A 26,313-nucleotide genomic window follows, 5' to 3' on the forward strand; every position below is an offset into this window, starting at 1 on the left:
GCGATCACGATCAACCGAAACGGGTGATCACGATCATTCGGAATCCATGATCACGATCCGCCGAAATGCGTGATCACGTTCGCCGGAATACGCAATCTGGGCTGCCATCATCGGACTCGGTGTATTCATTTATGTGATGCTCGACGGTTTCGACCTCGGTGTCGGGTTGCTATTCCCCTTTTTCGAGGGCAAGGGTGAACGCGAGGTAATGCTGAATACCGTCGCACCGGTGTGGGACGGCAATGAAACGTTTCTCGTGCTTGGGGGTGCCGCTCTTTATGGCGCGTTTCCCGTGGTGTATTCGACGCTGTTGCCTGCCAACTACATGCCGCTGATCCTCATGGTGGTGGGCCTGATTTTCCGCGGCGCCGCCTTCGAGTTGCGCGCCAAGGCCACGCGCACGCAGCACGCGTGGGATCTCGCCTTTATCGGGGGCTCGGCGCTCGCGGCAATGTGCCAGGGAATCACGCTCGGATCGCTCCTGCAGGGTATCAAGATCGTCGATGACAAGTTCGCGGGCGACCCGTTCGACTGGTTCTCGCCATTCAGCGTGTTCTGCGGCTTCGGCGTGCTGCTCACCTATGCGACGCTCGGTTGCGGCTGGCTGATCCTGAAGACGGACGGTGAATTGCAGCGCAGGATGCGCGAGGTAATGCGCCCGCTCATTGCCGTGCTGTTTCTCGCGATCACAATCGTCAGTCTCTGGACCGTGCTGGGCCTGCCTGCCGTGAGGCACCGCTGGTTTTTTAGCGGCAATCTCGGTTGGTTCCTGCCGGTGCCGGTTCTGGTCGTGCTCTGCGTGCTGGGCATCTATCGCTCGCTCACTCGGCGCCATGAAGCGACACCCTTCCTGCTCTCCCTGGCGATCTGCTTTCTCGGCTATACGGGCCTTATCATCAGCATCTGGCCTTACATCATTCCGCCGTCACTCACAATCTGGGACGCTTCGTCGAGCCACTCAAGTCAGTCCTTTGCCCTCGTGGGCACGATCATCGTGCTACCGGTCATACTCGTCTACAACGCCATGCAATATCGTGTGTTCCGTGGCAAGGTTCGCGAAGGGGATCATGGCTATCACTGAAGCGCGTGTGACTTCCTGGCGCCTGCAAGATCGGCGAGACTCCCGCTCGCGCCAGCGCGAGCGTTTGGATTGATCATGCACGCCTCGCGCCGTGACAGGAACTGTCGCAATATCCTCGTCATTCACGTCGCACAACCGATTCGAATTTGTGCCCAGTCGAGCTACGCACACGAATCGAAGCTGGCGCTGGCGCTGGCGCTGGCAGCCCACTTTATCTCACAAGAAAAAGTACGATCATGATCGTTCGACCCCGAGAAAACTGGTTCCGTTTGCTGTTCGTCTGGAACGGATCGGTCCTCTCATCGATCATTCCACAACTGTGTTTCATGGCGGTTGTGAGCACGCTTGCCGTGTTTACGCACGGCCGCGTGTTCGGGGAAAAGATTCCCCTTAATACCGCGCCTTTTACGCTGTTCGGTGTCGCACTGGCTATCTTCCTTGCATTCCGAAACAATGCCAGTTATGAGCGCTTCAACGAAGCGCGGCACCTCTGGGGCAATCTGCTGATCGCGTCGCGATCGCTCACTTCGCAGATACTCTGCTATGTTCCCGAACATGCGGATACCTTGCGTATCGCAAAGCAAGTCATTGCCTTTGTGTATACCCTCAAGCACGAACTGCGTGCCACCGATTCCACGGCGGATATTCAGCGTCTCCTTGGTCGCGAACAGGCTGAGGAGTTGAGCGGGGTGGTCTACAAGCCGATGTTCATTCTCAACAAGATACGGCGTGAACTCACGGTTCCGAATCGCCGCATCAACACGTCCGATGCGAAGCTGTGGATGTTCGATGCGCAGCTCGACGAACTTGGCAAGGCGTTGGGCGGATGCGAGCGCATCGCCTCCACGCCCATTCCTTTTGCGTATAACGTCTTGCTACATCGGACGGTCTATTCCTATTGCGTATTGCTGCCGTTCGGACTCGTGGATTCCACGGAGTTCTTTACTCCGTTGCTCTGTGTCTTCATTTCCTATACGTTGATCGCACTTGAGGCGATCGCGAGCGAAGTTGCCGATCCGTTCAGCGTTGCCCCCAACGCGCTTGCGCTCGATGCGATGTCGCGGAATATTGAACGCTCCGTACTCGAGCTATGCAGATGTCCCATGCCCAAACCGGTTGTACCTGTTCGTCCTTATCAGCTTACGTGAACGAACGCCTATGCGGAGGTTGGAGCAACCTTTTCAGGCATGATCATATGATCGAATCCGTCGCATTCAATGAAGCGCTGCACCGCTTCACAGACTCTTTCAGGCGTTGCGGCATGCCAGAACACCTTGCCGTGGAACGTGAAGCGAGCCAGGCGACCTTCACGTTTCCCGCTTGCACCTGCACTTCGTCGGCAAGTATTATCTCTCGCACGCCGGTCCGTGCATTTCAGCTACAGTCGTTCGCCGGCGAAGTCTCTCCCGGATACGGGACCACGAAATTCAACCCCACGGAGTTTGGCATGAAGCCGATCGCTGGTCGTTTGGTGGCAGCCGCCACATTGTCTGTAGTGCTTACGTTTTCCGTTCAACCTTTGATGTCCTTTGCGCAAACTCCGGCTTCGAGCACGCACGCCACCCGGGCCGCAGAAAGAAAAGCAAATCACTTGCTGGAGCGTCAGGTGCGCGATGCCCTCGTGAAAGGGAAAATCGATACCGTCGACGTTCGGGTGATTGCCAAGCACGGAGAAGTTGGTCTAGCCGGTGAAGTCGCCCGTCAGGAAGACATTGAAAACGCGGCCACGATCGCAGGCCAGGTACCGGGCGTTACCTCGGTGAAGAACTATCTTTCGGTCGTTGAAGGCGGCCGATAAGGCGAAGATCGGGCAGCCCCGATCTATTCCTCTGTCGGTGAAACAGGGCAATTGGTTACAACCTGATAGTGGTGCACTCCTGCTGGAGTGGACCACTATCGGGCTTCCTGGCCTCGAGCATGAGGTTATTGCAAACGCCCGCACCCATCGGGTGCAAGGTCCCATACACGCGAACGGTATCAGGATAGCGCAGGGGTCGGTTATATCCCGGCTGAATCGACACTGATCAAGTGGTGCTCTGACTGGCGCAATATGGCTACAGGATTTGCGGTCACGAGATATCGACGCGGCGCGGTTATCGGGGCACCGCTTGCAATCTGGGTCATGGGACGCCATGCGTACTGCAGCATCCCGGCGTCACGTTGACGCTCGCGCTGATCGCGATGGTGTCATGGACTTTGTCGCGGCGGTCGTCGGCACTGGATTTCGCATTTCACCGGGTGGCTGAAAAGCCATCGGAGGAGAGCAGCCTGAGCAGGCGCAGCGTAACTGGATGGTCAAGCACCAGGACGTGTACTTGGACGCGACAAGAAAGGCCGCAATTCTGCTGATACGGGGTTGCTATGCCTGAAGGTGACTGCAGGGATCGCCGTCATTTCGATGGCAAGTCGCAAGTTGCGAGACGCGTTCGGTGTGGGTCTTATAGGCGTGCACGTTGTCATCGAATTGACGCGGGCACAGAAGGTGGCTATCGCGGTTTCGCCGTGGGAATTGTGGGGCTCGTCAGCCTGCGCAATGTGCTCGATCGTATTTTCCGGGCATCGCTGCCCGGCGGGATAGCCCCCAAAAAATCTGTACCTTCGGTATCTCAATGTACTGGCTGTTGCCTTTTCTGCCCAGACTATCGTCCGGCTCAAGGCTGCGTGCGACGTTAACTCCAACGGCATCTGGAAGGCTCCAGCCGTCAGAGGTCCTGTTAAAACAGGTGCGTTACCTTTAACCTGTTATCCCATTGGGAATTCAGATATTCAACCGCGAGCCGGCGGTGGCAGTGATGCGGCTTGTCTTCGCTGCACAGGAGGCATCCCTTATCGAACAGGGCTATATCGAGTTTGGTCTCGACTCGACGTGTTGCCAATAACTCAAGGTATTCCGCAGCGTAGCTTTCCCAGCTGAGTTCCTTTTTCTGATATCGCTTGAGCATCTCCTTCTCGGGTGCCAGGTCACGGAGTTCGATAAACCTGGCGCCGAGCAGTTCCGACAGAAAGTATTTGAGGTCGGGCTTCTTCGCAAACCCGGCGAGTTGTGAGACGTTATTCAGGCGCACATCCAGCAGTGTCCGAACTTCAGCCTTACGCAGCAGACCAAAGAACGTCTCCGCAGACTTTCTGGTAAATCCGATTGTCGCTACGTCCATATCCGCCCTTCCTTTCGCAGACGAGCTGTGACTATGGTCGGGTCAGGTTAAGGATGAGATGACACCGACCGCCCGTTCGTCACGATATCAAATCCGGAATCTGTATGCCCGGGGCGGCGTTGCCGACGCTCGCCGCGATAGTCCACTGCCGTTCCCGTGATTCGGGTCTGGCGTCAGCGACGCTGCTGGGTTCGCGTTTGCGCTCGTCGTGTGCTGCGCCACCCATGCTTGCTAATTTCCACCACCGTGCGCCGTTGGCACCGCCTGCGGGCAAAATGGCGAACGCGTTCCGTCAGGAGACAGGCTGCCCGATCCTTGTACATCGCGATTAACTTGCCTCGTGAGGTACCAGTGTTTTGAGGGTGCGGAGGTTGCTTCGGCTCCCGACGAATGGTTTCAGCTTCGTCGAAACACCTGGCCTGATGATGTTCAGGAGAGCGATGACGAATACGAATGGCGCCGACGCCCATACTTCGACGACGCCTCCGGCTTGGCTGTCGTGGTGAGGGTGAGCATATAGGGCAGAGCCCCGAGGTTATGCGCACGCTCCCGGCATTTGGCAATGCCTTTATTCCAATGGGGAGACAGTCGACGCAGGGCGCAGGATCTGGAGGCGACGAATATTCCCTATCTGGGGCGAGCGCTCAAGGATCCGGCTTTTGATGAATTCTGGCAACAGGACAGGCGGGATGTTGCTTGGTACTTCCTGGACGAGTTGGGATGGCACCGTACCGATGTAATCGTCGGGTGCATTGCACAAACTGTACTCGTAGGTAACGTGATACTCCATGGCGGGGACGCAAATAACTTTGTGTACGGATTGTACCCTTGTCTGTGCGGCCGGGGACGAGCCGGCGGTTCGGATTGGGCAAATGCGCTGGCGATCCGATCGAAAAGTGCAGCATGGCACTGGACCACGCGTTGCGCCGCACATGAGTGCGGTCTGCTCTCATGAGGGGGCCTGTCAGGAAACGAAGTTGCGGCCATTCCGGCCTGCGAGCGTTCGAGAGGTGTTCTGCGCGATGACAGCGTGCTAACCACCACGATCTTGCGATAGCAGGTTCGCCGTGCTTGCCGCTTGACGCGGCCAGCGCTGTCGACGTAGGGCGCGCATGCATTGCCGCGCTGGCGCAAGTGCATGCTGTACCAGCTATGGCGCACCCTGCCATTTTTCGCAGTTGATATTTCGTCTGAGAAAACCGAAAAACGATACGTGGGCGAAGCCCCATAACTCCACAGCGATCAACGCACACGATTGATCGCTGGCGGAAACTGCGCGTGCCACTCCGTTTGCAGGGGACAGCGAGAAACGGGCGCTGCCGGAACAATACAAGTATCCGCATTTGAGGCAGGGAACATCATGAAAGAACTCAATGCATGGACCGCCACGGAAATGGACAGCGTCCCGCCGATACCATCTGCAAACGCAGTCCCTGATCGGCGGTTGCGGCGGGCCGAAGCCGAAGTCCGTCGGCTGACCCGATGTGTTGAGCTGAAGGACCGGCAGCTCTGCGAGTTACGCAGGGCGCTCGCGCACTCGGCGACCGTTCACTATTCGTTTGAAGATCGCCTGCAGCGAGAACTCGATTCCCTCCGGATCATGGCGCCCAACGACGGATTCGAGGAACACTGGGGCACGCCAGCGAGCGATCAACCGGGTGAGGGCGTCGTCGTGAAGCTGCCCTATATGACATCGATCCTGTCCATTCTGTTCGATGCGATGTGTACCTTCTGGGGTGACTGCGATCGCGATCGTCCTCCGAAGTCTGCGACGGTGGCACACGCGATCGATGAGTGCCTCGGCTTGAGTTCACAACAGAATGGCGAGGCGTCGCGCAGCGGTCAGGCATATGCATCGGCGATCAGGCCGGACTGGGTGAAGGAGGCCGACAACCGGCATCATTGTCGGCCAGCCCGTATGCGCTGACGCTACGCTCCAGTGTCAAGCTGTCTAAACGGTTGCCTGCTTGCGCGTCGCCCCTCCGCGACAGACTGCGCCGGACATCTCATCGCACGCATGCCCCGAATGTTCGCAAGGTTCGGGAAGGGATAGCTCTCCGAAGCGGGTGACGGAGGCCAGCAATATAAGCGGATCGCACTGGAGTCTCTGGAAAGTGGGAAGCCCCAGGTCGATTGAGCACGCAACGATGTCGGAATGGGCGGATGCATGAACGTTCATATCGTGCAGTTCCAGCCCGAAACGTCGGTACAGGCGGGCAACAGGCCGTGAGACCACGCCGATCACGCGTGTTGCGCCGAACGAGAGGGCGAGCGCCATGGCATACGGGAACAGGGACATGCCCGACGTCGAGCCCGTCCGGCGATCCGGTAGCCCTGAACCGGCGAATCGCGACATCTCCCATACCGAAGGGGATGACGGCAGGGGGCATGGACCTGCAAGTTCCGGAAAGACGTTGCGGAGCAGATAGGGCCCAGTGGTCGGCATAAGTCGGGCGCATCCACATACCTCGCCGCCTCCTGACAGCGCGACCAGATGGACAGTATTGGCTCCGTCGAACTCATCCCACTCGCTTGTGGCATCCTGGTGGACGCCGGGTATTTCCCAGTGCAGGCGCTCGACGAAGACCTTGTGGCGGAAGACTCCGAGACGGCGATGGATATCCGGTGGCAGCTCATCAAGCCTGCCGGCGACAATGAAAGACATGGGCTCCTCCGGGTGTCAGCGTTTGACACGACGCTATCAGCGCACCTGCGGCGCGGAAACTCGGAGCTTTAGGAGGGTGTCGGTCAGCACGCAAGCGTGCGCTGACGCACCTTGCCTGCACGGCGGTGTATAGCGGATGTGAGGGATCTGTCGGAAAAGCAGGTTCAGGGTTTGATGATGCCCTGGACGCTCGCGTAGACGGCGGCGGCCGTCCTGCTGCACATGTTGAGCGCCTGCATTGCCTTTCCGATGTGGTAGTCAACGGTATAGTGAGATCGCCCGAGAATTTTGGCGATTTCGGCCGAGGTCTTGCCGCGGGCGACCCAGGTCAGGCATACGATCTGACATGGCGTCAGCAGGCGCGAGGCCCTGCATCGTGATATCGGGGAGAGCCGATGCAGTTCGCAATGAAACTGTGTGCTGATGAGGCAGGCGATCCGTGACTTGATGGCATCGTTCACGGAATGAAGGGGGCCGGACAGATTGAACAGCACGACACTGCCATCGGCCTGATGGACCGGGATGCTAAGGCCGCCGGGCAGCCCTGCCTCTTTTGCTTCGTCGAGCAGACGACGTTCGGCTTTGCTCAGGCCGGCGATATCGTGCCACCGGTAAGGCGTGGACTGGATGAACGCAGCCCGATGCACGGGATCGGTGGCCGCATAATCCCGCCCCTCGTAATACTGTACCCATTCCCGCGGGTAGTGGGCACCGATCATTTCTATCGCCGTGCGGCGTGGGTTGCTTGAGCGGCTGCGCATGACGCGGCTGATGACGTAATGGGGAAAGCCAAGCGTCGTGGCCGCGCTGCCGAATGAATCGACAAGCGAAGGAATGTCCGAAGCGGATGCAAGACGCATCACGAGTGCAGGCGTATCAGCCAGTAGATGATCCGCTTCAGATGCCCTGCGCTGGAGTTCGTTTGAACGGCGTCGAGAGACATGTTTCATCTTCGTCACCCCGGCGCTGCTCCACAGAATCCGGGTCGCGTGTGCCTCGCAGATGCAAGACTCTGTGCCACAGCCGCGTGGCTCATACGACGCGCGTCACCGGGGGTGGGGAGCCAGTCAGAGGTCCACACGTGACCGCCGCCTCAGCGGCGTCCCCAATCGTCAGCTCAACGCCTTACGGCCGCCCAGCTGACTGCATTTAACAATCATTATAGTATGCAGATTGCGAGTTGGAGGTTCGCGGTACAAAGATCCCAAGGGAATTCAGTTTGCCTTGCTCACGGGTGTCTGAAGCGGGAGGCGTGCCGTGGCGGGACCCTAGCGGACCAGCAGTGCAACTGCCGAAAATCCACCGATACCCCTTGCAAACAGCAGGAATGGCTGCCCTGGCGCCAGGTCGTGACACTGGGCAAGATTGATGAATGCATCGCTGACGGTGACGTGCCCGATGCGCGAAAAGTTCTCCGAGAACAGCCGGTCCCTGGGAATCCGCAGCGAATCCAGCAACCGGTGCCACGCAGGCAGGTCAAGGTGATGCGGCAGGATACGACGGATATCGTCCAGTGCGATATGTGCCTGCCGGGCGGTGTGTGTGATCAGTCTGCGCGCCGTGAAGAAGTGTTGTGCTGCCAGGCGCGATTCGTCTTGTTCCAGCACTCCTCGCCAGCCTGCGCCGGTGGCATGCATTGTGATCGCCACCAGGCGGTTGATGGGAGCGTCGCGCTCGATGAAGGCGGCAAACGCACCATCCCCCAGAATCCCTTCGGCGATCATTAATCTTTCTGATGCCAGCGGCATGACGTCGGCGCCGACAAGCAGCACCCGTTTCATATGGGGGCGGGCGACGAACATTGCCCTGATCACGCGCAGTGCGCCAAGGCCCGACGCACAATGCTGCTGCGCGAACGAAAAGGCTTCAGCGTTGCTGAAGCCGAACCGGTCACACAGCAGGCCCGGCAACGACTGTGGCGGCGGCGCGATGCTGCCCTGTAGTGTGTGAACATAGACGAGGCAGTCGACCTCACGCGGCGCAATAGCGGACGCAACGAGAAGGCGCTGAACCGCGCTGGCCGCCAGGCCAATTGCGGTTTGTCCGTTCGCACTGCGGTACTTATACATTCCGGCCTGCTCAAGTTTCCGCACGGTGGCGATCGTCTGCCGGGTACGTTGCCCCCAGTCCCGGATATTGTCGATGCACGGGGGGAGATAAAAAGCGACGTGCGCTATGCCGAGATCGGGAATCATGAGGCGGGGCGGACCTCGTCATGCTGACAGAAGGAGGGCACGCCGTTCGCGCCCAGCAGCGCCGAGCCGACGAAACCACCTATCCCGTAACCCCAGAGCAGCGTGCGGCGCGCTCGCAGAGACGCCGTGCGGTTAAGTGTCTGTGCCAGTCGTACGATGGAATCGGCTGCGCCGAGATGAATACCGACCTCATGCTGCGCTCTCGCGTTTGGTTGGCCGAAATGCTCACTGACTGCAGCCGCGAGCGACGTCATGCCTGGCTGTCCGACAATCTCGTCAATTTCATCGCAACGAAGGGCGTGTCGCGCGAGGAGAAAGTCGATTATCGACAGCAACGAGAATGTCCAGGCCTCCGGGACGACTTCGGTACATCGTCCGACCTCCTGGGGAACGTGCCGGACTGCTGCATCGAGCAGGTACAGGCCGTCTGTTCTCCGGTCGGCTCTTTCAACGAGCAGTGCACCGGCAGCGTCCCCGTGCACGATGCCAGGTCCGCAGATTCTGGAAAACGGCGGATACCATTTCTCCGCTGCAACGATCAGTATCGTGTGCACGTCCGGTTCAGCGTCGAGCAGGTCGGAAGCAAGCCTTAACGCTGTGAAGGGTGACGCGCCATGCTGCTGCGAGACCGAAAAAGCAAAGCACGGCGGTCCCACTTCGGCACACAGCCGCCCGGCAACCGTCGTGGAAACGTGCTCGTCCGGTATGCTATGGCAGAACATCACGACATCGATGGGTCGCACGCGATGCGGCCGCACCGAGCAGATCCCGTTTGCCACTTTTGCGGCGAGTCCTGACAGATCTGTCCTGGTTTCGACCGGTATCTCGCACGCCAGGTCGAGCGGCAGAAGACCGGGAGGCACAGGCAGCGAACCACCGGTTTCCCCATGTGGCGACGCCTCGATCCAGTGCCCGTAGTCGGGATGCCACGACTTCACCCAGGCATCCCAGCCAGAATGACCGGTCGCGCGAAGTGCCGGCTCCATTGCCGTCCATCGGGACAGCGTCATGGTATCAGGCACCCAGGCCGTCACGGCGGTGATGACGGCCGGGCTCATGGGCCGCCCGCAGCTGAATGGAAGCCGTTGGGCAGATCGCCCGGCAGCAGATCGTAGAGGACTCGCCCGCATCGCGATCCCTGCATGACATGGCAATCGCGCTGCATCCCGATCATGCGGAATCCGATCCGTTCGAGCAGGCGTCGCGAACGTACATTGCAGTCCACGGCCCATGCCGTGATGCAATGCAGCCGCCCGATTTCAAACGCCTCGCGAAGGATCGCCGTGGAGGCGAGAAGCGTCATGTTCCTGCACGCGGGCCGCCGACTGTCGCGCAGTACCCAGAATGAGCCCGTGCCAAAGGCGTGTGTGAGATCGCTGACGGCAACCAGTCCACTGGCGAGGGGGTTGCCCGTGGCGCCGAAGACGCGGAGACGATGCCGGCCGCCTTGCATCATGAGCTGCACAGCGAGAACGGGAAGCGTCTGGCGACCCTGCCCGAAGTCGAACCACTGGTTGATGCCCGGATCGGCGAGCCAGGTCGCGATGTCATTGACGTCATTGCCATCGGGCTCACGCAGCCAGCATGAGGCCGTTCCTACGGACGTCTGGAGGGATCCTTCCGTCTGCCGGATGGATGCCTGTGCCTTTGCGTCGTCCCTCACATCGAACCTCCTGCCGGTGTACGTTTCACCCGATTACGGTGAACGCGCGCAGCGCGGCCTCGACCTTCATGAGCAGCATCGCAAACCAGTGCACCGTCTGGAAGCGAGCCGACGGCGGCAGTCCCTGCACGTAGCCATGGCCGCCGCAAAGCTGCACGAGTTCCCTTGCAACGTCCAGTGCCTCAGTCGCAACGTGGTGGGCCATCGACCGTACGGACCTGATCTGCACCTGCGTCTCCTGTGCTGCGACGGACCGGAGAAATAGGCGGGTGGTATGAGCCGAGATGAGCATGTCGGCGAGCCGCGCGGCGACGAGCTGATGCGCAGCGATCGGCCTGCGGAACGTCTGGCGGGAAGCGCTGTAGGCCAGGGCGAAGTTCACGCCCTGCTGGACCGCGCCAGAAAGCAGCGCAGCGAAGTAGATGGCTGCGTCGACAAGCCACCGCCGTACCGAATTGCCGTCGGTCCTCCCGTCATCGGGCACCACCAGACACTGCATATCGCCTGCGCATGGTGGTGCTGTGGTGTATCGTCCGATCGAGAGTGCGCCCGGCAGGGCAACGACGGCGGAGTATGGTTCGACCCGCCGGGCAGGTAGCTTGGCGAGCACGAGCTGCGGATATCCGCCCTCCAGCCGGACCATCATTGCGTGCGAGGATGCCTGCTGGCGCAACACCCAGAAACCTGAAGCGTCGACGTCGGGTATGCCAGGCGCAATCGATGTCGTGCCGTCAAGGTAGTGCTGGATAGGCTGGTCGGGCAGCCGATCGAGTGCATCGTACTCGCGCAGCGTCATCAGTGCGGCGCTGCTGAGTGTCAGTTCGGCGGCCCGCTCGAGCGGGCCCGCCGCGAACTGTTCAACGACCAGTGCAAGGTCGTGCCGGGTGATGCCCATGCCGCCCATCTGTTCCGGCAGGATCATGGTCGCGAGGTCGAGCGTGGCGGCGAGCTGGACCGTTTCGGTCCACCGCGTGGAGTCGGGTGCGCCTCCCAGTAGCGGCTCGAGGCGCTCGCGTGCGAAGTCCCTTGCGGCCGCAACGAGCCCCTGCTGGTCACCGTCGAGCGCCCACGACACAGGTACGGGATCTGCAACAACGGATTCACGGAATGGCATGACGTTTCTCCGGGATAGGGCAGTGTCACACGAGCATTTCGACGGGTTCCGGGTGGCTGAGGAAATGCACCGGACTTGCCGAATGGCCATAGGCACCCGACTGCTTCACCACCACGAAATCCCCGATGTGCGCTTCGGGAAGTTCAACGTCGTCCGCGAGGCGGTCGAGCGGCGTGCAGAGGCACCCGACCACGTAACACCGCTCGCGTGATATGCCGTCTGGCCGGTTGCCGATCACGACCGGAAAGTTGCGGCGCAGGACCTGGCCGAAGTTGCCGGAAGCCGCCAGATGATGATGCAGTCCGCCGTCCGTGATGACGAATGTTCTGCCGCGCGAGACTTTCCGGTCAATGACACGGCACACATAGATGCCGGCCTCTCCTACGAGATAACGCCCGAGTTCCAGAATGGGCGTGGTTCCGGGCAGACGTTCGCAAAGCCTGGGCAGCCAGTCGTGCATCGCTTCGCAGACCACCTTCGTGTCGAGTGGTGTTTCGCCCGGAAAGTAGGGGATGCCAAAGCCGCCACCCAGGTTCACGAACCGTAGTGGTCGAGGCAGATCACTGGCGAGCCGAAGGATGAGATCCACGCTCTGGCGCTGGGCCTCGATGATGGTTGAGGCATGCAGGCACTGCGAACCCCAGAAGACGTGGAAACCGGCGAGCGCGACTTCCCGCGTTTCGAGTTCGTGCAGCAATGCCGGAATCTGGTCGACATCCACGCCGAACGGAGCCGCACTGCCGCCCATGCGCATGCCGCTGTGGCCGACCTGAAAATCGGGATTGATGCGGATCACCACGTTCGGCTGCACGCCAAGCTCCCATCCGAGCGCGGTAACAAGGCGCAACTGGGTATCCGACTCGACGTGAACGTTGACGCCGCTGGCGACCGCGCGGCGCAGGTCGTCGTGAGACTTGCCTGGCCCGGCAAAGCCGATTGAGTCGGGAGTGGCACCGGCATCGAGTGCCAGCGCCATCTCCTGCGCGGAGGCAACATCGAACCCGTCGACCCGTTGGGCCAGGTAGTGGATCACGGCGGGCATCGGGTTCGCCTTGATCGAGTAGTGCAGCTGCATGGCGGAGGGCAGCAGGCTGCGCAATTCCCGCACACGGGTGTCGATCGCCGAGCGGTCGTACGCGAAAAAGGGTGTCTGGCCGGCACGGTCGGCCAGCTGGCGCACGTCGATACCATTGAACTGCAGCCCGGGTGGGCGCTGGAGGAAAGTCAGGCTCATGATGTCCGCTCCCCTGAACGACCCGTCAGCGAGGCGGCCCCGCACGACGCAACCCCGCTGCGGAGCGCTGCCCTGTCGAATTTCCCGTTGGGATTGCGCGGCATATCCCGATAACTCACGATATGCCGGGGAACCATGTAGCGTGGAAGACGCTGCATGCACCAGTCGCGCAGCCCATCGACATCCGCATCACCGGCGAGGACGACAAATAGCGCCACGGCTTCGCCGAGCTCGTCATCCGGCACACCGAGCGCTACGGCTTCCACGACGAGGCCACTTGCATGTACCGTTTCCTCGATCTCCTCAGGACTGATCCGGTAGCCGGAACTCTTGATCTGGGCGTCGTTGCGAGCGATGAAATAGAGAAAGCCTTCACTGTCGTATCGCACAAGGTCCCCGGACCACACCGCGATGTCACGCGGCGTGCCGCCAGGTTTCGCCTCAGGCGAAGGGCGGTAGCGCTGTGCGGTGCGCGCTGCGTCGTTCCAGTAGCCGAGCGTGACGCACGCGCCCACATGGACCAGTTCGCCCGGTTCGTCGGGAGCGCACGTCGTACCGTCTTCACGGACCACCAGGACGCGCGCATTGGGCACGGCCTTGCCAATCGAATCCGGCCGATGGTCAACCTCGGCCGGGTCGAGGAACGTGGAGCGGAACGCCTCCGTCAGCCCGTACATGAGGAAGGGGGTGGCGCGCGGAAACAGCGCCCTCAGCTTCTGCAGGACGGGTAGCGGAAGGCGTCCCCCGGTATTCGCGAAATAGCGCAGATTGTTGCGCGCCGCGTCGGGCCAGTTTGCTGCTGTAAGCTGCATCCACAGGGGCGGCACACCCGTGATCGCTGTGATGCGCTCCCGCACGCACGCAAGGACGGCGTCGTGCGCCGTGAGATAGTTCAGCAGCACCGCTGTCGCGCCTGCCGACCAGGCCGAGGTCAGCTGGCTAAGGCCCGCATCGAAGCTGAGTGGCAGGACGGCGAGAATGCGGTCCGACGGACCGTGCCGCAGGTACTCAGCGACGCTCCAGGCGCCTTCAAGCAGGTTCCGGTGGCTGAGCATCACGCCCTTGGGCAAACCGGTCGAGCCGGAGGTATAGAGAAGGGCCGCAAGGTCAGTATCGATACAGGCGGCACCCGCAGACGGGATGGACGCGTCGTCGGGCCGGGTGATGCACAGGTCTCGCCAGCGGTGGAGCCTCACCGAGCCCGACAGCACAGAAGGCCCCGGGTCCGGTTCATCCACGATGATCACGTCGACCACAGGCGCAACGCCCTCCGCGGTCAGGGAACGGGCGCGCAATGCGGAGGTGACGAGGCACCGGGCGCCGCTGTCCCGAAGCACGTGGGCCACCTGGCCCGGTTTCAGGAGTGGATTCACCGGAACGAAAACGCATGCTGCGGCACTCGCGCCGAGCATCGACACAACGGTCTCAATTCGCTTGTCGAGGAGGACGGCGACGCGTTCGCCCGGAGCCACGCCGAGGGATGAGAGGGCCTGCCCGAACGCATGGCTGTGCTGCATCAGCTGGCCGACGACGACAGCGAAAGTGTTGTCGACAGGCACATGGAAGACGACGTGATCGTCGTGCACGAAGTAGCCCGGCGTTTCGTACTGCGTCTGGGAAAAGAGGTGGTGGGTCTGTGGAACGACGCGTTCGATGTGGACGGCGTGCCACCTGCCGATGGCACGACCGTGAGCGGTGTGAAGCGTGTCCTGCGGAGCGATGGCCATGAATGAGCAGACGCCGCGCAATGCGATTGCGCCCGATACCGACCCCGCAAAGGTCACTGATACCATAAACGGTGACCTTGCGAGTCCGCCGACGGATCGCGGCATGCCGGAGCTGGGACAGGCGGGCGGCCGGCCCCGTGTCTGGTGGCTTGCACCACTGTTGATTGTGGCCTTCGTGATCGGTGGAGCGGTCTGGACGATCCACGGCTTCCTTGCCCGGCACGATGCGGCGGAGAAGGCGAAGCGCGATACCGTACAGGACCAGGTAGCCCAGGGGCGCGTGTTCGGCGACGGCGCCGCCCCGGCGTCGGCGGGTACAGCAAGCGGTCCGGTGGCCACAAGTGCGACCGCATCGGCACCGGTTGTAGCGTCAGCACGCCCGACTTCCGCACACACTGCACCGGCGCGCAGCTACTACGACGCGCCGCTGCTCTCGACCGGCTCAAGTGGTTCGGCCAACGGCGAGGCCGATACGGTGGCATCCGCACCCGCTGACGCGTCCGGTACGCAGACAAACGTGGCGATGGTGTCCGGAGGCCAGTCGTCGCAGGGCAGCGGCCCGCTTGCCCAGGCGCTGACGCCGACCGTCACGCCGAAGGTGCGTGCGGGCTTTCTCGGCAACCGCAGCCTGATTCTTGCAGAAGGCGCCAAGATCGACTGCGCCGGCGATACGGCATTCGATTCGACCCAGGCGGGTATTTCGACCTGTACGGTGACGAAGAACGTCTACTCGGACGATGGTCGTGTCGTGCTGATCGAGCGCGGCTCGCAGATCAACAGCGAGTATCGCTCGAACCTGGCACCCGGACAGAAGCGGGTGTTCATCCTGTCGGCACGGATCCGGACGCCGGAAGGGGTGACGGTCGAGATCGATTCACCAGCAGCCGATGCGCTCGGCCGCATGGGGATCGACGGATACGTGGATAACCACTGGGGGGCACGGATCGGTGCGGCGCTGCTGCTCGGGCTGACGCAGGACGCGATCGGCTACCTTGCGACGCGGGGCGGCAACGGCAACAGCTCGACCGTCTACGAGAACACGCAGCAGCAGGGCAACGACATGGCCTCGCGTGTGCTCGACAGCACGATCAACATTCCGCCCACCCTGACGCAGAACCAGGGGGCCGAGTTCACGATCGTCGTCGCACGGGACCTGGATTTCAGCCCGGTGTATGCGCTTCAGCCGGAGGGCACGCGATGAACGCGCAGGCCCACATCCACGATGAAGCGGCCACGGGCGCTGATACGTTGCTGCCGAGGCTGGCCGACGATGCGTCCGTGCGGGAGCTGATGCGGCCGTTCGCCGGCCTGCTCGATGACTCCTCGGTCACGGAGCTGGTGATCAACCGGCCGCAGCGGGTGCTGACCGAAACCCATCTCGGCTGGCAGCCACACGACTGTGCGGACCTCGACTTCGAGCGCCTGATGTCGTTTGCGGTCGCGGTCGCCACGCTCACGAACCAGGAGGTGTCGGCCCGGCATCCCATCCTGTCCGCACTTCTGCCGGGTGACGCGCGTATCCAGATTGTGGTGCCACCCGTCGTACCACCGCGCACGGTCTCGATTACGATCCGGCGCCCGTCCGCGCGCGAGAAAACCCTTGATGCGTACCGCAGCGAAGGCCTCTTTGGGGAAGCCGTATGGCGTCGCCAGGATGAGCTCGACACGTCGCGCCCGGCGCTGCGGCCTGCGGTTAACAGGCTCCTTCACTACCTGGAGGCGCGGGATTGGAGCACGTTCTTCGACCTGGCGGTGAAGGCCCGTCTGAATATTGTGGTCGTCGGCAATACGGGTTCGGGCAAAACCAGTTTCATGCGAACCCTGTGCCGCTCCATCCCGTCGTCCGAACGAATCATCACGATCGAGGACGTTCGGGAGCTGTTTATCCGGCATATCGAAAACAGTGTGCACCTGTTGTACAGCAAGGGCGGACATGGCCAGGCGGATGTGACCCCGGCTGACCTGATCGCATGCACGATGCGCATGCGTCCCGACCGTGTGCTGCTTGCCGAACTGCGCGGTGCCGAAGCCTATGACTTCCTGAAGCTGCTGACCACGGGACACTCGGGTTCGATCACCAGCTATCACGCGTCGAGCGCATCGGTGGCCATCGAGCGGTTCGCGCTGATGGCGAAGGAGCATCCCGAAGCCGCTACGTGGGACGACGCAGCACTGCGGCGGCTCCTCTTCATGACGATCGACGTGGTGGCGCATATGGAGGCAGTTGCGCTCTTCGACGAGACCGGTGTCCAGACCGGCCGGCGCTGGTCCATGACGGAAGTCTGGTTCGATCCGCTGCGCCGCCATCAGGCGGACTTCCGCTGAAAGGGGCACGCACCATGGACATCGGAAAGACAACCGGAACGGTACGGTCCACCAGCGATGGGAACAGAGGAATCCGTTACCACGCAGTGGTCGCCCTGGTGACGCTTGCGATCGTGGCTGGCGCGGCAGCCGGACTGGCGCTCGCGCTGTGGCTGGCTTCGTTTTTCTTCGTCGCGAGCCAGCACGTCAACCCGCTTCATGCCGGGTTTCATGCGTGGCCGGATGCGGCGCTGGCCTGGCATGATGGACATCTGCCGAAGCAGGGAAGACGCCTTGCCGGTGCCGCGTTGTTCGGCGTGGTGCTGGCATTTGGTGCCCCCGCACTCGGCGTATACACGCTTCTGGAACAGTCCGGGCGCCGGCGTCTCTATGGCAGCGCGAGGTTCGCCAACGAGGCGGATGTCCGCCGGGCAGGCCTGCTATGAGCACGATGGCGAACCCCGGCGTCTACGACAGCGGGCCGCCGCTGGTCGTGGGCGTGTGGCACGGCCGCTATCTGCGGTTTGCCGGCCAGCAGTTCGTGCTGCTCGCAGCGCCTGCGCGCTCAGGCAAGGGCGTGGGTATCGTGGTGCCCAACCTGCTGAGCTACCCCGATTCGGTGGTGGTGCTCGACATCAAGCAGGAGAATTTCCACCTCACCGCGGGCTTCCGTCGGGCGCACGGGCACGACGTGTACCTGTTCAACCCGTTTGCGGAGGATGGCCGTACGCACCGGTACAACCCGCTGTCGGCCATATCGGGTGGCGTTTTCCGCGTCGGTGACATTCTCGCGATCGGCTACGCGCTGTACCCGGTCGGTGGTCACGACGACTTCTGGAAAGACCAGGCGCGCAACCTTTTCCTCGGCATCGTGCTGCTGCTGTGCGAATGGCGCGATGCGCGCCGCGCGGGCAATACCGATGCGCCCGACTGTCCGGTGACGATGGGCGAGGTGCTGCGCCAGTCGTCGGGCAACGGCATGCCAGTCAAGGCGTATCTCCAGCAGGCATTGCTGCAGAACCGGCGGCGGCTCAGCGGTGCGTGCATCGACGCGCTGAACCGCTTCCTCGCGAACGACGACAAGGTGCTCGCGAGCATCCTCGCGACCTTCAATGCACCGCTCACGATCTTCGCCAATCCGATTGTCGATGCGGCCACAAGCGCCAATGACTTCGACCTGCGTGACGTGCGCAGGCGCCGCATGTCGGTCTATGTCGGCATCACACCGGACCACCTGACCGAGGCGGCACTTCTCGTCAACCTCCTGTTCTCACAGCTGGTCAATCTGAACACCAAGGAACTGCCGCAGGACAACCCGGCGCTGAAGATTCAGTGCCTGCTGCTGATGGACGAGTTCACCTCGGTCGGCAAGATCCACATCATTGCCCGCGCGGTCGCCTACATGGCGGGCTATAACCTGCGGCTGCTCTCGATCGTGCAGTCGGTCTCGCAGCTCGAGTCGGTGTATGGCCGGGCGGACGCGAGAACGTTCGTCACGAATCACGCGATGCAGATCATCTATGCACCGCGCGAGCAGAAGGACGCGAACGAATACTCGGAGATGCTCGGCACCTTTACGGACCGCTCGCGTAGCGTGAGCCGGTCGAACGCGATCTTCGGCGGACGCGGTGGGTCGAGCGAGAGTTTTTCGGAACAGCGCCGGCCGCTGCTGTTGCCGCAGGAGCTGAAAGAGCTCGGGCGCGAGAAGGAAATCATCCTGCTCGAAAACACCAAACCCATCCTGGCGGAACGCATCTGCTACTGGCGTGATCCGGTTTTCACGTCACGCCTTGCGGCCGCCCCGGCAATTCCCGCGATGGACCTCGTGCGCTTCACCGCCCAGGTCGAGCGGCGGTTAAGGGATCTGCAACCCGATGACATGGATGAAGCCGGCGTCCTGCACGTATCCCCGGAATATCTGGAAGTGCTGCAGACATGGGATCCGCGCGAGCTGCCGCGGCATCTGAACGACATCAGCGATGAAGAGGCAGCCGCGTACGTCGAGCGGCATTTCATCCTGTTGGGCGTACCGGCCAAAGGGGTCGCGGTAGCGGCACGCCGACTGTCGCCATCCGATCTCGATGTCGCGGAACTGCGCCCCGCGGATGGCGTCCCCAAAGCGCATGCCGCGCGCGGTACAGGCGCCTCGCGGAAACGCCAGGGGCGCACCCCGTCGCGCACCGCTGAGGGTTCGAACGTCGTGCCGCTTCATGGAGACCGCCGATGAACACCCGCTACCTGAGCGAAGAAGAACGCGCCCGTGCGGCGCTGGCCATGATCCCGTCCGGGGACTACGCGACCTGGGTCGATATGGCCTTCGCGCTCAAACAGGGGTTCGGCGAGGCCGGCTTCGACATCTGGGACGAGTGGAGCCGGACCGCCCACAACTACAGCGAGCGTGCCGCGCGCGTGACGTGGCGTTCAGCCGGTGAGTCGGGCGGCAAGACGCTCGCCTCGCTCTTCTGGCTGGCGCAGCAGCACGGCTTCGACGTCCGGGCTTCGCGTGCGGCGATGGATCCCGCGGACAGGTCGCGGATGCAGCCGATCCGCCCGTCGGAGGAACAGGCCCGACAGGGCGCGCAGCTCGAGGCCCGCGTGCGCGCGCGACAGGAGGCTGTCGCCCGGGAAGCACTCGCGATCTGGAAGTGGGCCCGGCCCGTGGGTCCAGACCATCCGTATCTCGAACGCAAGCAGGTGAGGCCCGTGCCGGCGCTGCGCGAGCTGGAGGCCGAAGAACTGCACGCGCTGCTCGGCTACGCGCCGCGTAGTGCCGAAGAGCCGCTCACGGGGCGTGTACTGGTTGTGCCGGTCCGCATCGGTGACGCCCTTTCGACGCTGGAACTGATCGACGCCGACGGGCGCAAGTCAGCGCTCGCGGGCGGCGCGAAGTCCGGCGGCTGCTGGGTCGTCGAACCGGGCCAGTTCCGTGAGGGCGCCGTGACGCCGGTCCTGATTGCCGAGGGCGTCGCCACGGCACTGGCGGCGTGGCAGGCGACGGGCTGGTTCAGCGTGGCCGCCCTGTCGAGCGGCAACCTGCGGCCGGTGGCTGCCATGTGGCGCGGCCGCTATCCGGAAGCGGAGGTGCTCGTGCTCGCCGATCTCGGCGCCGGATATGAGCATGCGAAGCAGGCCGCGCTCGGCACGTCGTCACTGCTGGCTGAGCCCCGTTTTGCATCGGACGCCCGCATTGCCGGTGCGATACCGACCGATTTCGACGACATGGCCGTACTGTCCGGAACCGGCGCGGTCGGTGATCTTTTACGGGAATCGCTTTACGGCGTGCGGGTGCGGGATGCAACAGGTGCGGAAGTGGACGGACCAGTCGCGGTTGCACAGGGAGCAGAGGGTGTACTGAAGGAGGACCATGCAATGGGCAATGTGAAAGAGAAACTCGTGGGCGATGGAGAGGCTTCGGGGCGGCGCCGTACTTCGCGCCGTCGGGCTGGCCATCAGGACGCGCCGGAACCGGCACCGCAGGACAGCACCGCACCGGAACCGGCAACTGAACAGCCCCAGTCGCAATCGCAATCGCCGGAGCCGGTTCCGGAACAGCGGGAAACCGATGCACCGAAACCTGCTCGTATGTCAGCGCGCGATGCGGAACCGCCGGCGCGCCGCCGGGTAGGTGAGCCACTGTACGGATTCGACGAAGTCCCCGGTGAGATCAAGGCACTCGCGCAGCACCGGTTCGGCGCGCAGATCCGCATGGCGACGCCCCGCGAGAATGGCGGACCGTACCGCGGCGAGGTGTTCAACACCGAGCACTACCTGATCCAGGAGGTGTCCACGCGCAGCGTCGTGTTCCATGCGAAGTCGAACATGGAGTTCGTCTCGGACCGCCTGCGGTGGATGGATGAGAACCAGCGGCTCAACGGCGCGGAGGTGCAGGTCGGGTATGACGGCGCACGGGCGAAAGTGTATCCATGGGACCGCGCCCGCGACCTGCTCGAGCGCACGGTCGCCTCGCTGAAGAAGTCTGCCCGCGAGGTGGGTTTCGGCAGCGAGCTCGACGCGACACTGGACCAGCTGCAGACGATATCGTGGACCCGGGTGCGGGAAGCACGGGCGGCGGCGCTCGCGCAGTCGAAGGAGCGTGCAGGCCGCGAACAGGAGCAGGGACCGGGGCCGCAACGCTGAGCGATCGACGCGCTGCCTGCCAGGGCAGTGACCAGAGGGAGATCCATGATGGATGACACCGCAATTTCTTCCGGGCCGCCTGCGGACGAACCGGTCATCAACGTGATCGAGCCGGACCCGCCCCCACTGCCGGATCCGCAGGGCGGCGCCGGGGGCGCGGAGCGCTTCGATCAGATGGCAGCCGATGCACTGGCCGCACGCCGACGCCGTGAGTTCGATGCGGCGCGCTCGCGGCTGCGCGATCGGGCCATCCAGGCGGATGCTCCGTCGCAGGATGCCGCACAGCATCCGGCACCGCAGTGGGCAACGCAGCCAAGGGCACCACGTGGCAGCGGCGACGCACCTTCCGTGCAGTGGGTGCCGCTTGGCAATCCGCCGGAGACGGTGAGGAAGCGTTACCTGCGGGCGGGTAACCAGTATTTCCTGAAGGACGCGCCGCATCAGCTCGCGTTCGAGGATATCGGCCCTTATCTGGTCACCGAGCACAACCGTCCTGACGTGGTCGAGTCGATGGTGGACATGGTCCGTGCGAAGGCATGGGGGCGTATCCGCGTGGCGGGTCATGAGCAGTTCCGGCGCGAGGTCTGGGTCCAGGCCACGCTGCTCGGCATTGAAGTGAGCGGATATGAGCCGAAGGCCGTTGACTTTGCGCGTCTGGCAGAAGGGCGTCGCGAACGCATGACCAACCGGATCGACGTGACAGAAACGTCGGCCGCGACGCAGGTACCTGCGGGTTCCACGAAAACGCAGGAGGTCAAGCCAGGTGTGTCTGCCAGCCCGAACGGGCAGCCTGTGAAACAGCCGCTGAAACCTGACGCCAACCCCCAACCTGCGGCAGGGGCAAAGATCCCCCCTGCGCCGGGCGAGCTGCCGCAGACTGCGTCGTCGCGTGATGCCGCGTCGCGCGAAGCCGAACCCGAGGGTCAGGAACGGCAGCGCTACGTGGGTGAGCTCGTCGAGCACGGTGGGGCACCCTACCAGCACAACCCCGCACGCAGCGACTCGTACTACGTCGTTTATCGCGATGCGGCTGGTGCGGACCATGTCGTCTGGGGCGTGGATCTGGAACGGGCCATTTCGGAGGCGGGCGCCATCACGGGAGAACGGGTGACACTGGAAAATCTCGGCAGGCGCTGGGTTACCGTGAACGTCCCCGTGCTGGATGCGACGGGTAAGGTGATTGGCGAGGAAGAGAAGGAGGTCTACCGCAACACGTGGCAGGTGGATGTCACCGGTCGGGTGCGGACGCAGTCGCAGGTCGACGTGCCTGATATGCCCGATACGCCCGAAAGCAAGGCTGAAACCGACAAACCGATGCCTTCCCGTCATGCCGCGGCCGCAGACAGACACGACCGTTCGACAGCGTCGCCGGAGGAGCGAGCGGTGCAACTGGCGGTACTGACCACGGCGATGCGGCAGCAGGGCTTCAGTGAACGATCCATTTCACGGGTGCAGCAACGGGCGCAACGGCTGCTGGACGCATTCGAGGCCGAGGGCGTCGAGGTCCCGCGGCCGCGCGTGTTTGATCCGGAGGCGCCTTCCGCACGCAGCCGCCGGCCGCGCGCAACCCAGGAGCGCGCCACGGCTCGCGAGATGGAGCGCACACCGTCCGAGCCTGCGCCGCCAGGTCTGTAGTTGCTCTCCCATGAAGACGCGCGCACGGTTGTGTGTAGATCTCGGGCCGGTGAAATCACACTGGGAGGCGCGGTGCGCCCGCGACGGTGTTTCGCCGGCTGAAGGTATCCGGCAACTGGTGCACGGCGTGCTCGCTGAGCACGAGCTGTCCGACGACCTGCCGGGACCCGCTGTGGGCTGGCTTTCCGTCGACGGGCCTCGTGAACGCATCGAGATTCGCCTCACGCACGCAGAACTCGATGCCGCGAGGCGACACGCCCTCGCAGGCGGACTGGCCGTCAATCGCTGGATCGTCGCCGTGGTCCGTGCCCGGCTTGTGCACGAGCCCCAACTGGGCGAGCGTGAGATGCGCCTGCTCGCCGACTCGAACCAATACCTGGCCACGATCGTCACGCTGCTGGGCCGGTTGCAGGCGCGCGGGGACGTGAGCGACGCGGCGCGCGTGCTGCAAGGAACGCGCGCCGTGATCGATGCGCACCTGCGCGCGGTCACGCAGGTGCTGCGTGCCAACCTCGATCGCTGGAGCCGCTAGCATGGCGTTCCCGAAAACCTGGGTCGATCAGATGCTGCTGAACTGGGGAGACCGGCTCTTTCATGATCCCCTTCACCATGTTCGCGCGCCGCGCATGTCTCGGGGAGAACCCGGCCGGCACGCGCGGCGGGTCCGTGACCAGCTTGCGCGCACGCTCAGACGCTCCCCGGAGGTGATGGTCAAGATCACGAACAGGGCATCGGGTGCCCAGGGTATGAGTGCCGTGCGGCGCCATCTGCGCTACATCTCCCGCAACGGCAAGGTCGAGCTCGAGGATCAGGACGGCATGGCCGTACTCGGACGTGAGGCGCTTCACGATCTCACGGATGCGTGGCGACTCGGGGGCTGGGGAATTCCGGAAGAGAGCCGCAGGCGCGAGGTGTTCAATGTATTGTTGTCGATGCCACCCGGCACGGACCGCCAGGCGGTACGCAACGCGGCACGCGCCTTTGCGGCGGAAGAATTCGGCGACGGCCGGCGGTATATCTTTGCCGCACACGACGACGAAGCGCATCCGCACGTGCATCTGGCGGTTCAGATACGTGGACCGGACGGCCGGCGTCTCAATCCGCGCAAACAGGATCTGCAGCGCTGGCGCGAACGGTTTGCGTACCAGTTGCGTGAGCATGGCGTCGAGGCCAATGCGACTACGCGACTGGCACGCGGTGAGACGCAGCGCTATCCGAAACAGGCCGTCGTACATATGGCTGCGCGCGATGAAGTACCCCGTTACTGGCGGCCGGAACTCGACGGCGCCGCGCGCCGCGCCTTGCGGGAGGCGCACGCTGGCGCACTCGAAGCGTGGCGGGGCGTGGCGCATGCGATGGCGGGCTCGCAAAGTGCGGACGATCGAAGCCTGGCGACAGTGATCAGGGACTTCGTGCAGACGATGCCGGTGCAGCAAGAAAGGCCATCGATGGAGCGCAACGAGCGCGAGGAACAGCAACGGCGCCGCAAACCGGTTCATGCACAGGAGGAAAGTCACGCACGTCGCCGTCAGGGACAGCATGATCTGTTTCCGGACGATCCGCAGGCCGGGGTGGAACGCTGAGCAAAGGAGGTGTCATGGCGATGCCGATCATTCCGTGGATAGGTGGCAAACGGCGGCTCGCGGACGTGCTTATTCCGCGCTTCCCGCCGCATACCTGTTACGTTGAGGTGTTTGCTGGCGCTGCGGCGCTGTTCTTCATGCGCCCGCCCGCCGAGGTAGAGGTGTTGAATGACGTGAACGACGAGCTCGTGAATCTGTATCGCGTGGTGCAGCACCACCTCGAAGAGTTCGTGAGGCAGTTTAAATGGGCGTTGACGAGCCGCCAGGTGTTCAGATGGCTGCAGGACACGCGGCCGGAAACGCTCACGGATATCCAGCGCGCGGCACGGTTCTACTATCTGCAGCAGAATTGCTTTGGCGGCCGTGTTGACGGGCGAACGTTCGGCACGGCGACGACCTCGCCGCCTGGGCTGAATCTTCTGCGTCTTGAAGAAACACTGTCCGCAGCCCACCTTCGACTGTCGGGTGCCTATATCGAAAAGCTGGACTGGCAGACATGCATGACGCGCTACGACCGGCCGCATACGTTCTTCTATCTCGACCCGCCATACCTGGAAACGGAGGGCTATGGCGTGCCATTCGAGTTCAGCGAGTATGAACGAATCGCGGCAGTGCTAAAGGAACTGCAGGGACGGGCAATCCTCACGCTCAATGATCACGTGGCATTCCACGACCTGTTTGCAGGATTTCAACGGGAGCGCGTCGAACTGCAATATACGGTCGGAGGACCGGCCAACACCGCCTTGCGCGGCGAGCTGATCATCTATAGCTGGGACAGGGCGAAGGACCCTGTGGGACTCTTCTGATGTCGGCCGGGCGACTACCTGAACTTTTGAAATACCTCGGCCCTACTTCAATTCAGCAACGCACCCGCTTTGGCCTCAGCGGTCAATGAGCAACGCGGGGCCAGCCTTGTACGAGGCGACGAGTATGAAGACCATGCCGAGTATCAACAAAGGGAAGCTATAGAGTGCGAGGGGAAGAAACAGCACCAACTGCAGGGTCGAACCACCGATGCCGTGAATGAGATCTGTGTCTCGAATGTTTTCGTAGAGAAGCCATGTCACCACAGCGACCCCGAACAGCATCAAAACGATTCCGTCCGACATTGTCGTATGGTGGATGTATGCAGTCCCCCAGAAGTAGAAACCCCACCAGAGCAGATTGATGGCAATGGCTGCGATCCAGAACCCACGCGTCGTAAAAAAGGTGTGTCCGAAACGACGTCGGCAATGCCGGTTGAACAACTGGATGCCCTTCGCAACACCAACGACGATAGCGACGATTAACGCGAGTTTCAGCCAACCCGTCATGATTCGCTCCTTTGGGCTCGGAGTGCTGCATCAGACCACTCCCGTCAGCACACGAGGTCCGGACCGGAGCGAAGTTTCATCTGTCAAATATAGACGTTTGACTGACGAATGCAACGGACTCAGGTCAGCAGAGGGGCGGGAAGGGGTGACTATTTTCTGACAGGACCGCATATCCGTAATGCAACAGTTCTCTGCTGCTTTTCAGGAGTGTGCTCCGCTGCGTAGATAAGCGTCACTGCAAGCTGTACGATTTCGGGACGCAATGCTGGACGGGATTCGACGGCGCACATGTATCCGGGGTGCGCAGTTGACGCGATGTCTTCGCAGGCAGTGAACATCCGCACACGGCGTCAACTTTGCCCAATGCCAACTTCCTGTTCCAAGCTGACGCCGGGCAGGCAGTGAACGATTGTTGCGTATCCGGGCCAGATGATTCTCGATGACCATCCGTCCGGAGCCGTTGGGACATCTTCAGGCTGCGTGAAGGAACGGTTCGCTGACTTCAGA

Annotated in this window: 23 protein-coding genes; 13 read left to right on the forward strand and 10 right to left on the reverse strand. The window is 62.6% G+C overall.

What is annotated here, in order from left to right; translation table 11 throughout:
• The first annotated feature begins 94 nt into the window (after positions 1-94).
• The 3 genes from cydB (at position 95) to DFS13_RS37265 (ending at position 2,879) form a co-directional block, all read left to right on the forward strand.
• Positions 95-1,081: a cytochrome d ubiquinol oxidase subunit II gene (gene cydB / locus DFS13_RS37255; RefSeq protein WP_258400029.1), complete on the forward strand. Its 987-nt coding sequence runs from the start codon at positions 95-97 to the stop codon at positions 1,079-1,081.
• A gap of 236 nt (positions 1,082-1,317) precedes the next feature.
• Entirely contained in the window at positions 1,318-2,229 is a 912-nt protein-coding gene (locus DFS13_RS37260) for a bestrophin family protein (protein ID WP_012431216.1), read from the forward strand.
• A gap of 47 nt (positions 2,230-2,276) precedes the next feature.
• Positions 2,277-2,879 (forward strand): BON domain-containing protein, encoded by a 603-nt coding sequence (locus tag DFS13_RS37265; RefSeq protein ID WP_012431217.1) that lies wholly within the window; start codon positions 2,277-2,279, stop codon positions 2,877-2,879.
• A 916-nt stretch (positions 2,880-3,795) separates the two neighbouring features.
• Here the strand turns inward: DFS13_RS37265 and DFS13_RS37270 are convergent.
• Positions 3,796-4,236 (reverse strand): DUF488 family protein, encoded by a 441-nt coding sequence (locus DFS13_RS37270; RefSeq protein WP_012431218.1) that lies wholly within the window; start codon positions 4,234-4,236, stop codon positions 3,796-3,798.
• A gap of 1,360 nt (positions 4,237-5,596) precedes the next feature.
• Between DFS13_RS37270 and DFS13_RS37280 the strand changes: the two genes are divergently transcribed.
• Positions 5,597-6,163, forward strand: a complete 567-nt coding sequence (locus tag DFS13_RS37280) for a hypothetical protein (protein WP_012431219.1) — start codon at positions 5,597-5,599, stop codon at positions 6,161-6,163.
• A gap of 24 nt (positions 6,164-6,187) precedes the next feature.
• On the opposite strand, the gene DFS13_RS37285 is transcribed toward DFS13_RS37280, so the two are convergent.
• From DFS13_RS37285 to DFS13_RS37320, 8 genes are all read right to left on the reverse strand, one after another.
• A complete protein-coding gene (locus DFS13_RS37285) occupies positions 6,188-6,901 on the reverse strand; it encodes an acyl-homoserine-lactone synthase (protein WP_012431220.1) in 714 nt (237 codons plus the stop codon).
• A 164-nt stretch (positions 6,902-7,065) separates the two neighbouring features.
• Positions 7,066-7,851: a LuxR family transcriptional regulator gene (locus tag DFS13_RS37290; protein ID WP_111442848.1), complete on the reverse strand. Its 786-nt coding sequence runs from the start codon at positions 7,849-7,851 to the stop codon at positions 7,066-7,068.
• 318 nt (positions 7,852-8,169) lie between these two features.
• Positions 8,170-9,096, reverse strand: coding sequence for a 3-oxoacyl-[acyl-carrier-protein] synthase III C-terminal domain-containing protein (locus DFS13_RS37295; RefSeq protein ID WP_012431222.1), 927 nt, complete (start codon positions 9,094-9,096; stop codon positions 8,170-8,172).
• The gene (locus DFS13_RS37300; RefSeq protein ID WP_012431223.1) at positions 9,093-10,154 is read right to left on the reverse strand and encodes a 3-oxoacyl-ACP synthase; all 1,062 of its coding nucleotides are present in this window, start codon (positions 10,152-10,154) and stop codon (positions 9,093-9,095) included. Before DFS13_RS37300 ends, DFS13_RS37295 begins: the two co-directional genes overlap by 4 nt.
• Positions 10,151-10,759 (reverse strand): GNAT family N-acetyltransferase, encoded by a 609-nt coding sequence (locus DFS13_RS37305; RefSeq protein ID WP_012431224.1) that lies wholly within the window; start codon positions 10,757-10,759, stop codon positions 10,151-10,153. Before DFS13_RS37305 ends, DFS13_RS37300 begins: the two co-directional genes overlap by 4 nt.
• Positions 10,760-10,784: 25 nt before the next feature.
• The gene (locus DFS13_RS37310; protein ID WP_012431225.1) at positions 10,785-11,873 is read right to left on the reverse strand and encodes an acyl-CoA dehydrogenase family protein; all 1,089 of its coding nucleotides are present in this window, start codon (positions 11,871-11,873) and stop codon (positions 10,785-10,787) included.
• A 25-nt stretch (positions 11,874-11,898) separates the two neighbouring features.
• On the reverse strand, positions 11,899-13,107 hold the full coding sequence (locus DFS13_RS37315; protein WP_012431226.1) for a pyridoxal-dependent decarboxylase, exosortase A system-associated: 1,209 nt from the start codon (positions 13,105-13,107) through the stop codon (positions 11,899-11,901).
• Positions 13,104-14,624 carry an acyl-CoA ligase (AMP-forming), exosortase A system-associated gene (locus DFS13_RS37320; RefSeq protein WP_111442849.1) on the reverse strand — a complete coding sequence of 507 codons (1,521 nt, stop codon included), beginning with the start codon at positions 14,622-14,624 and terminating at the stop codon, positions 13,104-13,106. Before DFS13_RS37320 ends, DFS13_RS37315 begins: the two co-directional genes overlap by 4 nt.
• 208 nt (positions 14,625-14,832) lie before the next feature.
• Between DFS13_RS37320 and virB10 the strand changes: the two genes are divergently transcribed.
• Genes virB10 through DFS13_RS37370 form a run of 9 tightly spaced genes read left to right on the forward strand, consistent with a single transcriptional unit; the run spans position 14,833 to position 25,299 of the window.
• On the forward strand, positions 14,833-16,035 hold the full coding sequence (gene virB10 / locus DFS13_RS37330) for a type IV secretion system protein VirB10 (RefSeq protein WP_021161992.1): 1,203 nt from the start codon (positions 14,833-14,835) through the stop codon (positions 16,033-16,035).
• Entirely contained in the window at positions 16,032-17,159 is a 1,128-nt protein-coding gene (virB11, locus tag DFS13_RS37335) for a P-type DNA transfer ATPase VirB11 (protein WP_012431260.1), read from the forward strand. Before virB10 ends, virB11 begins: the two co-directional genes overlap by 4 nt.
• A 14-nt stretch (positions 17,160-17,173) precedes the next feature.
• Positions 17,174-17,584, forward strand: a complete 411-nt coding sequence (locus DFS13_RS37340; protein ID WP_012431261.1) for a hypothetical protein — start codon at positions 17,174-17,176, stop codon at positions 17,582-17,584.
• Positions 17,581-19,365, forward strand: a complete 1,785-nt coding sequence (locus DFS13_RS37345) for a type IV secretory system conjugative DNA transfer family protein (RefSeq protein WP_012431262.1) — start codon at positions 17,581-17,583, stop codon at positions 19,363-19,365. The genes DFS13_RS37340 and DFS13_RS37345 overlap by 4 nt, the downstream gene beginning before the upstream one ends.
• Positions 19,362-21,275: a PriCT-2 domain-containing protein gene (locus DFS13_RS37350; RefSeq protein WP_012431263.1), complete on the forward strand. Its 1,914-nt coding sequence runs from the start codon at positions 19,362-19,364 to the stop codon at positions 21,273-21,275. Before DFS13_RS37345 ends, DFS13_RS37350 begins: the two co-directional genes overlap by 4 nt.
• Before the next feature lie 45 nt (positions 21,276-21,320).
• Complete coding sequence (locus DFS13_RS37355) at positions 21,321-22,910, forward strand: LPD7 domain-containing protein (protein ID WP_012431264.1); 1,590 nt, start codon at positions 21,321-21,323, stop codon at positions 22,908-22,910.
• A 10-nt stretch (positions 22,911-22,920) separates the two neighbouring features.
• Positions 22,921-23,442 carry a hypothetical protein gene (locus tag DFS13_RS37360; protein WP_012431265.1) on the forward strand — a complete coding sequence of 174 codons (522 nt, stop codon included), beginning with the start codon at positions 22,921-22,923 and terminating at the stop codon, positions 23,440-23,442.
• A 1-nt stretch (position 23,443) separates the two neighbouring features.
• Positions 23,444-24,493: a relaxase/mobilization nuclease domain-containing protein gene (locus DFS13_RS37365; RefSeq protein WP_012431266.1), complete on the forward strand. Its 1,050-nt coding sequence runs from the start codon at positions 23,444-23,446 to the stop codon at positions 24,491-24,493.
• A gap of 14 nt (positions 24,494-24,507) precedes the next feature.
• Positions 24,508-25,299 carry a DNA adenine methylase gene (locus DFS13_RS37370; protein WP_012431267.1) on the forward strand — a complete coding sequence of 264 codons (792 nt, stop codon included), beginning with the start codon at positions 24,508-24,510 and terminating at the stop codon, positions 25,297-25,299.
• A gap of 75 nt (positions 25,300-25,374) precedes the next feature.
• On the opposite strand, the gene DFS13_RS37375 is transcribed toward DFS13_RS37370, so the two are convergent.
• Entirely contained in the window at positions 25,375-25,806 is a 432-nt protein-coding gene (locus DFS13_RS37375; RefSeq protein ID WP_012431268.1) for a hypothetical protein, read from the reverse strand.
• Between the last annotated feature and the right edge of the window lie 507 nt (positions 25,807-26,313).

The sequence above is a fragment of the Burkholderia sp. 28_3 genome (assembly GCF_003253915.1).
Taxonomy (GTDB): domain Bacteria; phylum Pseudomonadota; class Gammaproteobacteria; order Burkholderiales; family Burkholderiaceae; genus Burkholderia; species Burkholderia cenocepacia.

What these genes read in the sequence shown, in the direction of transcription:
- DFS13_RS37340 (WP_012431261.1), top strand. Translation starts at nt 17,174, where the DNA reads ATGGACATCGGAAAGACAACCGGAACGGTACGGTCCACCAGCGATGGG.
- DFS13_RS37345 (WP_012431262.1), top strand. Translation starts at nt 17,581, where the DNA reads ATGAGCACGATGGCGAACCCCGGCGTCTACGACAGCGGGCCGCCGCTG.
- DFS13_RS37285 (WP_012431220.1), bottom strand. Translation starts at nt 6,901, where the DNA reads ATGTCTTTCATTGTCGCCGGCAGGCTTGATGAGCTGCCACCGGATATC.
- virB10 (WP_021161992.1), top strand. Translation starts at nt 14,833, where the DNA reads ATGAATGAGCAGACGCCGCGCAATGCGATTGCGCCCGATACCGACCCC.
- DFS13_RS37320 (WP_111442849.1), bottom strand. Translation starts at nt 14,624, where the DNA reads ATGCAGCACAGCCATGCGTTCGGGCAGGCCCTCTCATCCCTCGGCGTG.
- DFS13_RS37290 (WP_111442848.1), bottom strand. Translation starts at nt 7,851, where the DNA reads ATGAAACATGTCTCTCGACGCCGTTCAAACGAACTCCAGCGCAGGGCA.
- DFS13_RS37300 (WP_012431223.1), bottom strand. Translation starts at nt 10,154, where the DNA reads ATGAGCCCGGCCGTCATCACCGCCGTGACGGCCTGGGTGCCTGATACC.
- DFS13_RS37265 (WP_012431217.1), top strand. Translation starts at nt 2,277, where the DNA reads ATGATCGAATCCGTCGCATTCAATGAAGCGCTGCACCGCTTCACAGAC.
- virB11 (WP_012431260.1), top strand. Translation starts at nt 16,032, where the DNA reads ATGAACGCGCAGGCCCACATCCACGATGAAGCGGCCACGGGCGCTGAT.
- DFS13_RS37280 (WP_012431219.1), top strand. Translation starts at nt 5,597, where the DNA reads ATGAAAGAACTCAATGCATGGACCGCCACGGAAATGGACAGCGTCCCG.
- DFS13_RS37375 (WP_012431268.1), bottom strand. Translation starts at nt 25,806, where the DNA reads ATGACGGGTTGGCTGAAACTCGCGTTAATCGTCGCTATCGTCGTTGGT.
- DFS13_RS37315 (WP_012431226.1), bottom strand. Translation starts at nt 13,107, where the DNA reads ATGAGCCTGACTTTCCTCCAGCGCCCACCCGGGCTGCAGTTCAATGGT.
- DFS13_RS37270 (WP_012431218.1), bottom strand. Translation starts at nt 4,236, where the DNA reads ATGGACGTAGCGACAATCGGATTTACCAGAAAGTCTGCGGAGACGTTC.
- DFS13_RS37355 (WP_012431264.1), top strand. Translation starts at nt 21,321, where the DNA reads ATGATGGATGACACCGCAATTTCTTCCGGGCCGCCTGCGGACGAACCG.
- DFS13_RS37260 (WP_012431216.1), top strand. Translation starts at nt 1,318, where the DNA reads ATGATCGTTCGACCCCGAGAAAACTGGTTCCGTTTGCTGTTCGTCTGG.
- DFS13_RS37295 (WP_012431222.1), bottom strand. Translation starts at nt 9,096, where the DNA reads ATGATTCCCGATCTCGGCATAGCGCACGTCGCTTTTTATCTCCCCCCG.
- DFS13_RS37350 (WP_012431263.1), top strand. Translation starts at nt 19,362, where the DNA reads ATGAACACCCGCTACCTGAGCGAAGAAGAACGCGCCCGTGCGGCGCTG.
- DFS13_RS37360 (WP_012431265.1), top strand. Translation starts at nt 22,921, where the DNA reads ATGAAGACGCGCGCACGGTTGTGTGTAGATCTCGGGCCGGTGAAATCA.
- DFS13_RS37370 (WP_012431267.1), top strand. Translation starts at nt 24,508, where the DNA reads ATGGCGATGCCGATCATTCCGTGGATAGGTGGCAAACGGCGGCTCGCG.
- DFS13_RS37365 (WP_012431266.1), top strand. Translation starts at nt 23,444, where the DNA reads ATGGCGTTCCCGAAAACCTGGGTCGATCAGATGCTGCTGAACTGGGGA.
- DFS13_RS37310 (WP_012431225.1), bottom strand. Translation starts at nt 11,873, where the DNA reads ATGCCATTCCGTGAATCCGTTGTTGCAGATCCCGTACCTGTGTCGTGG.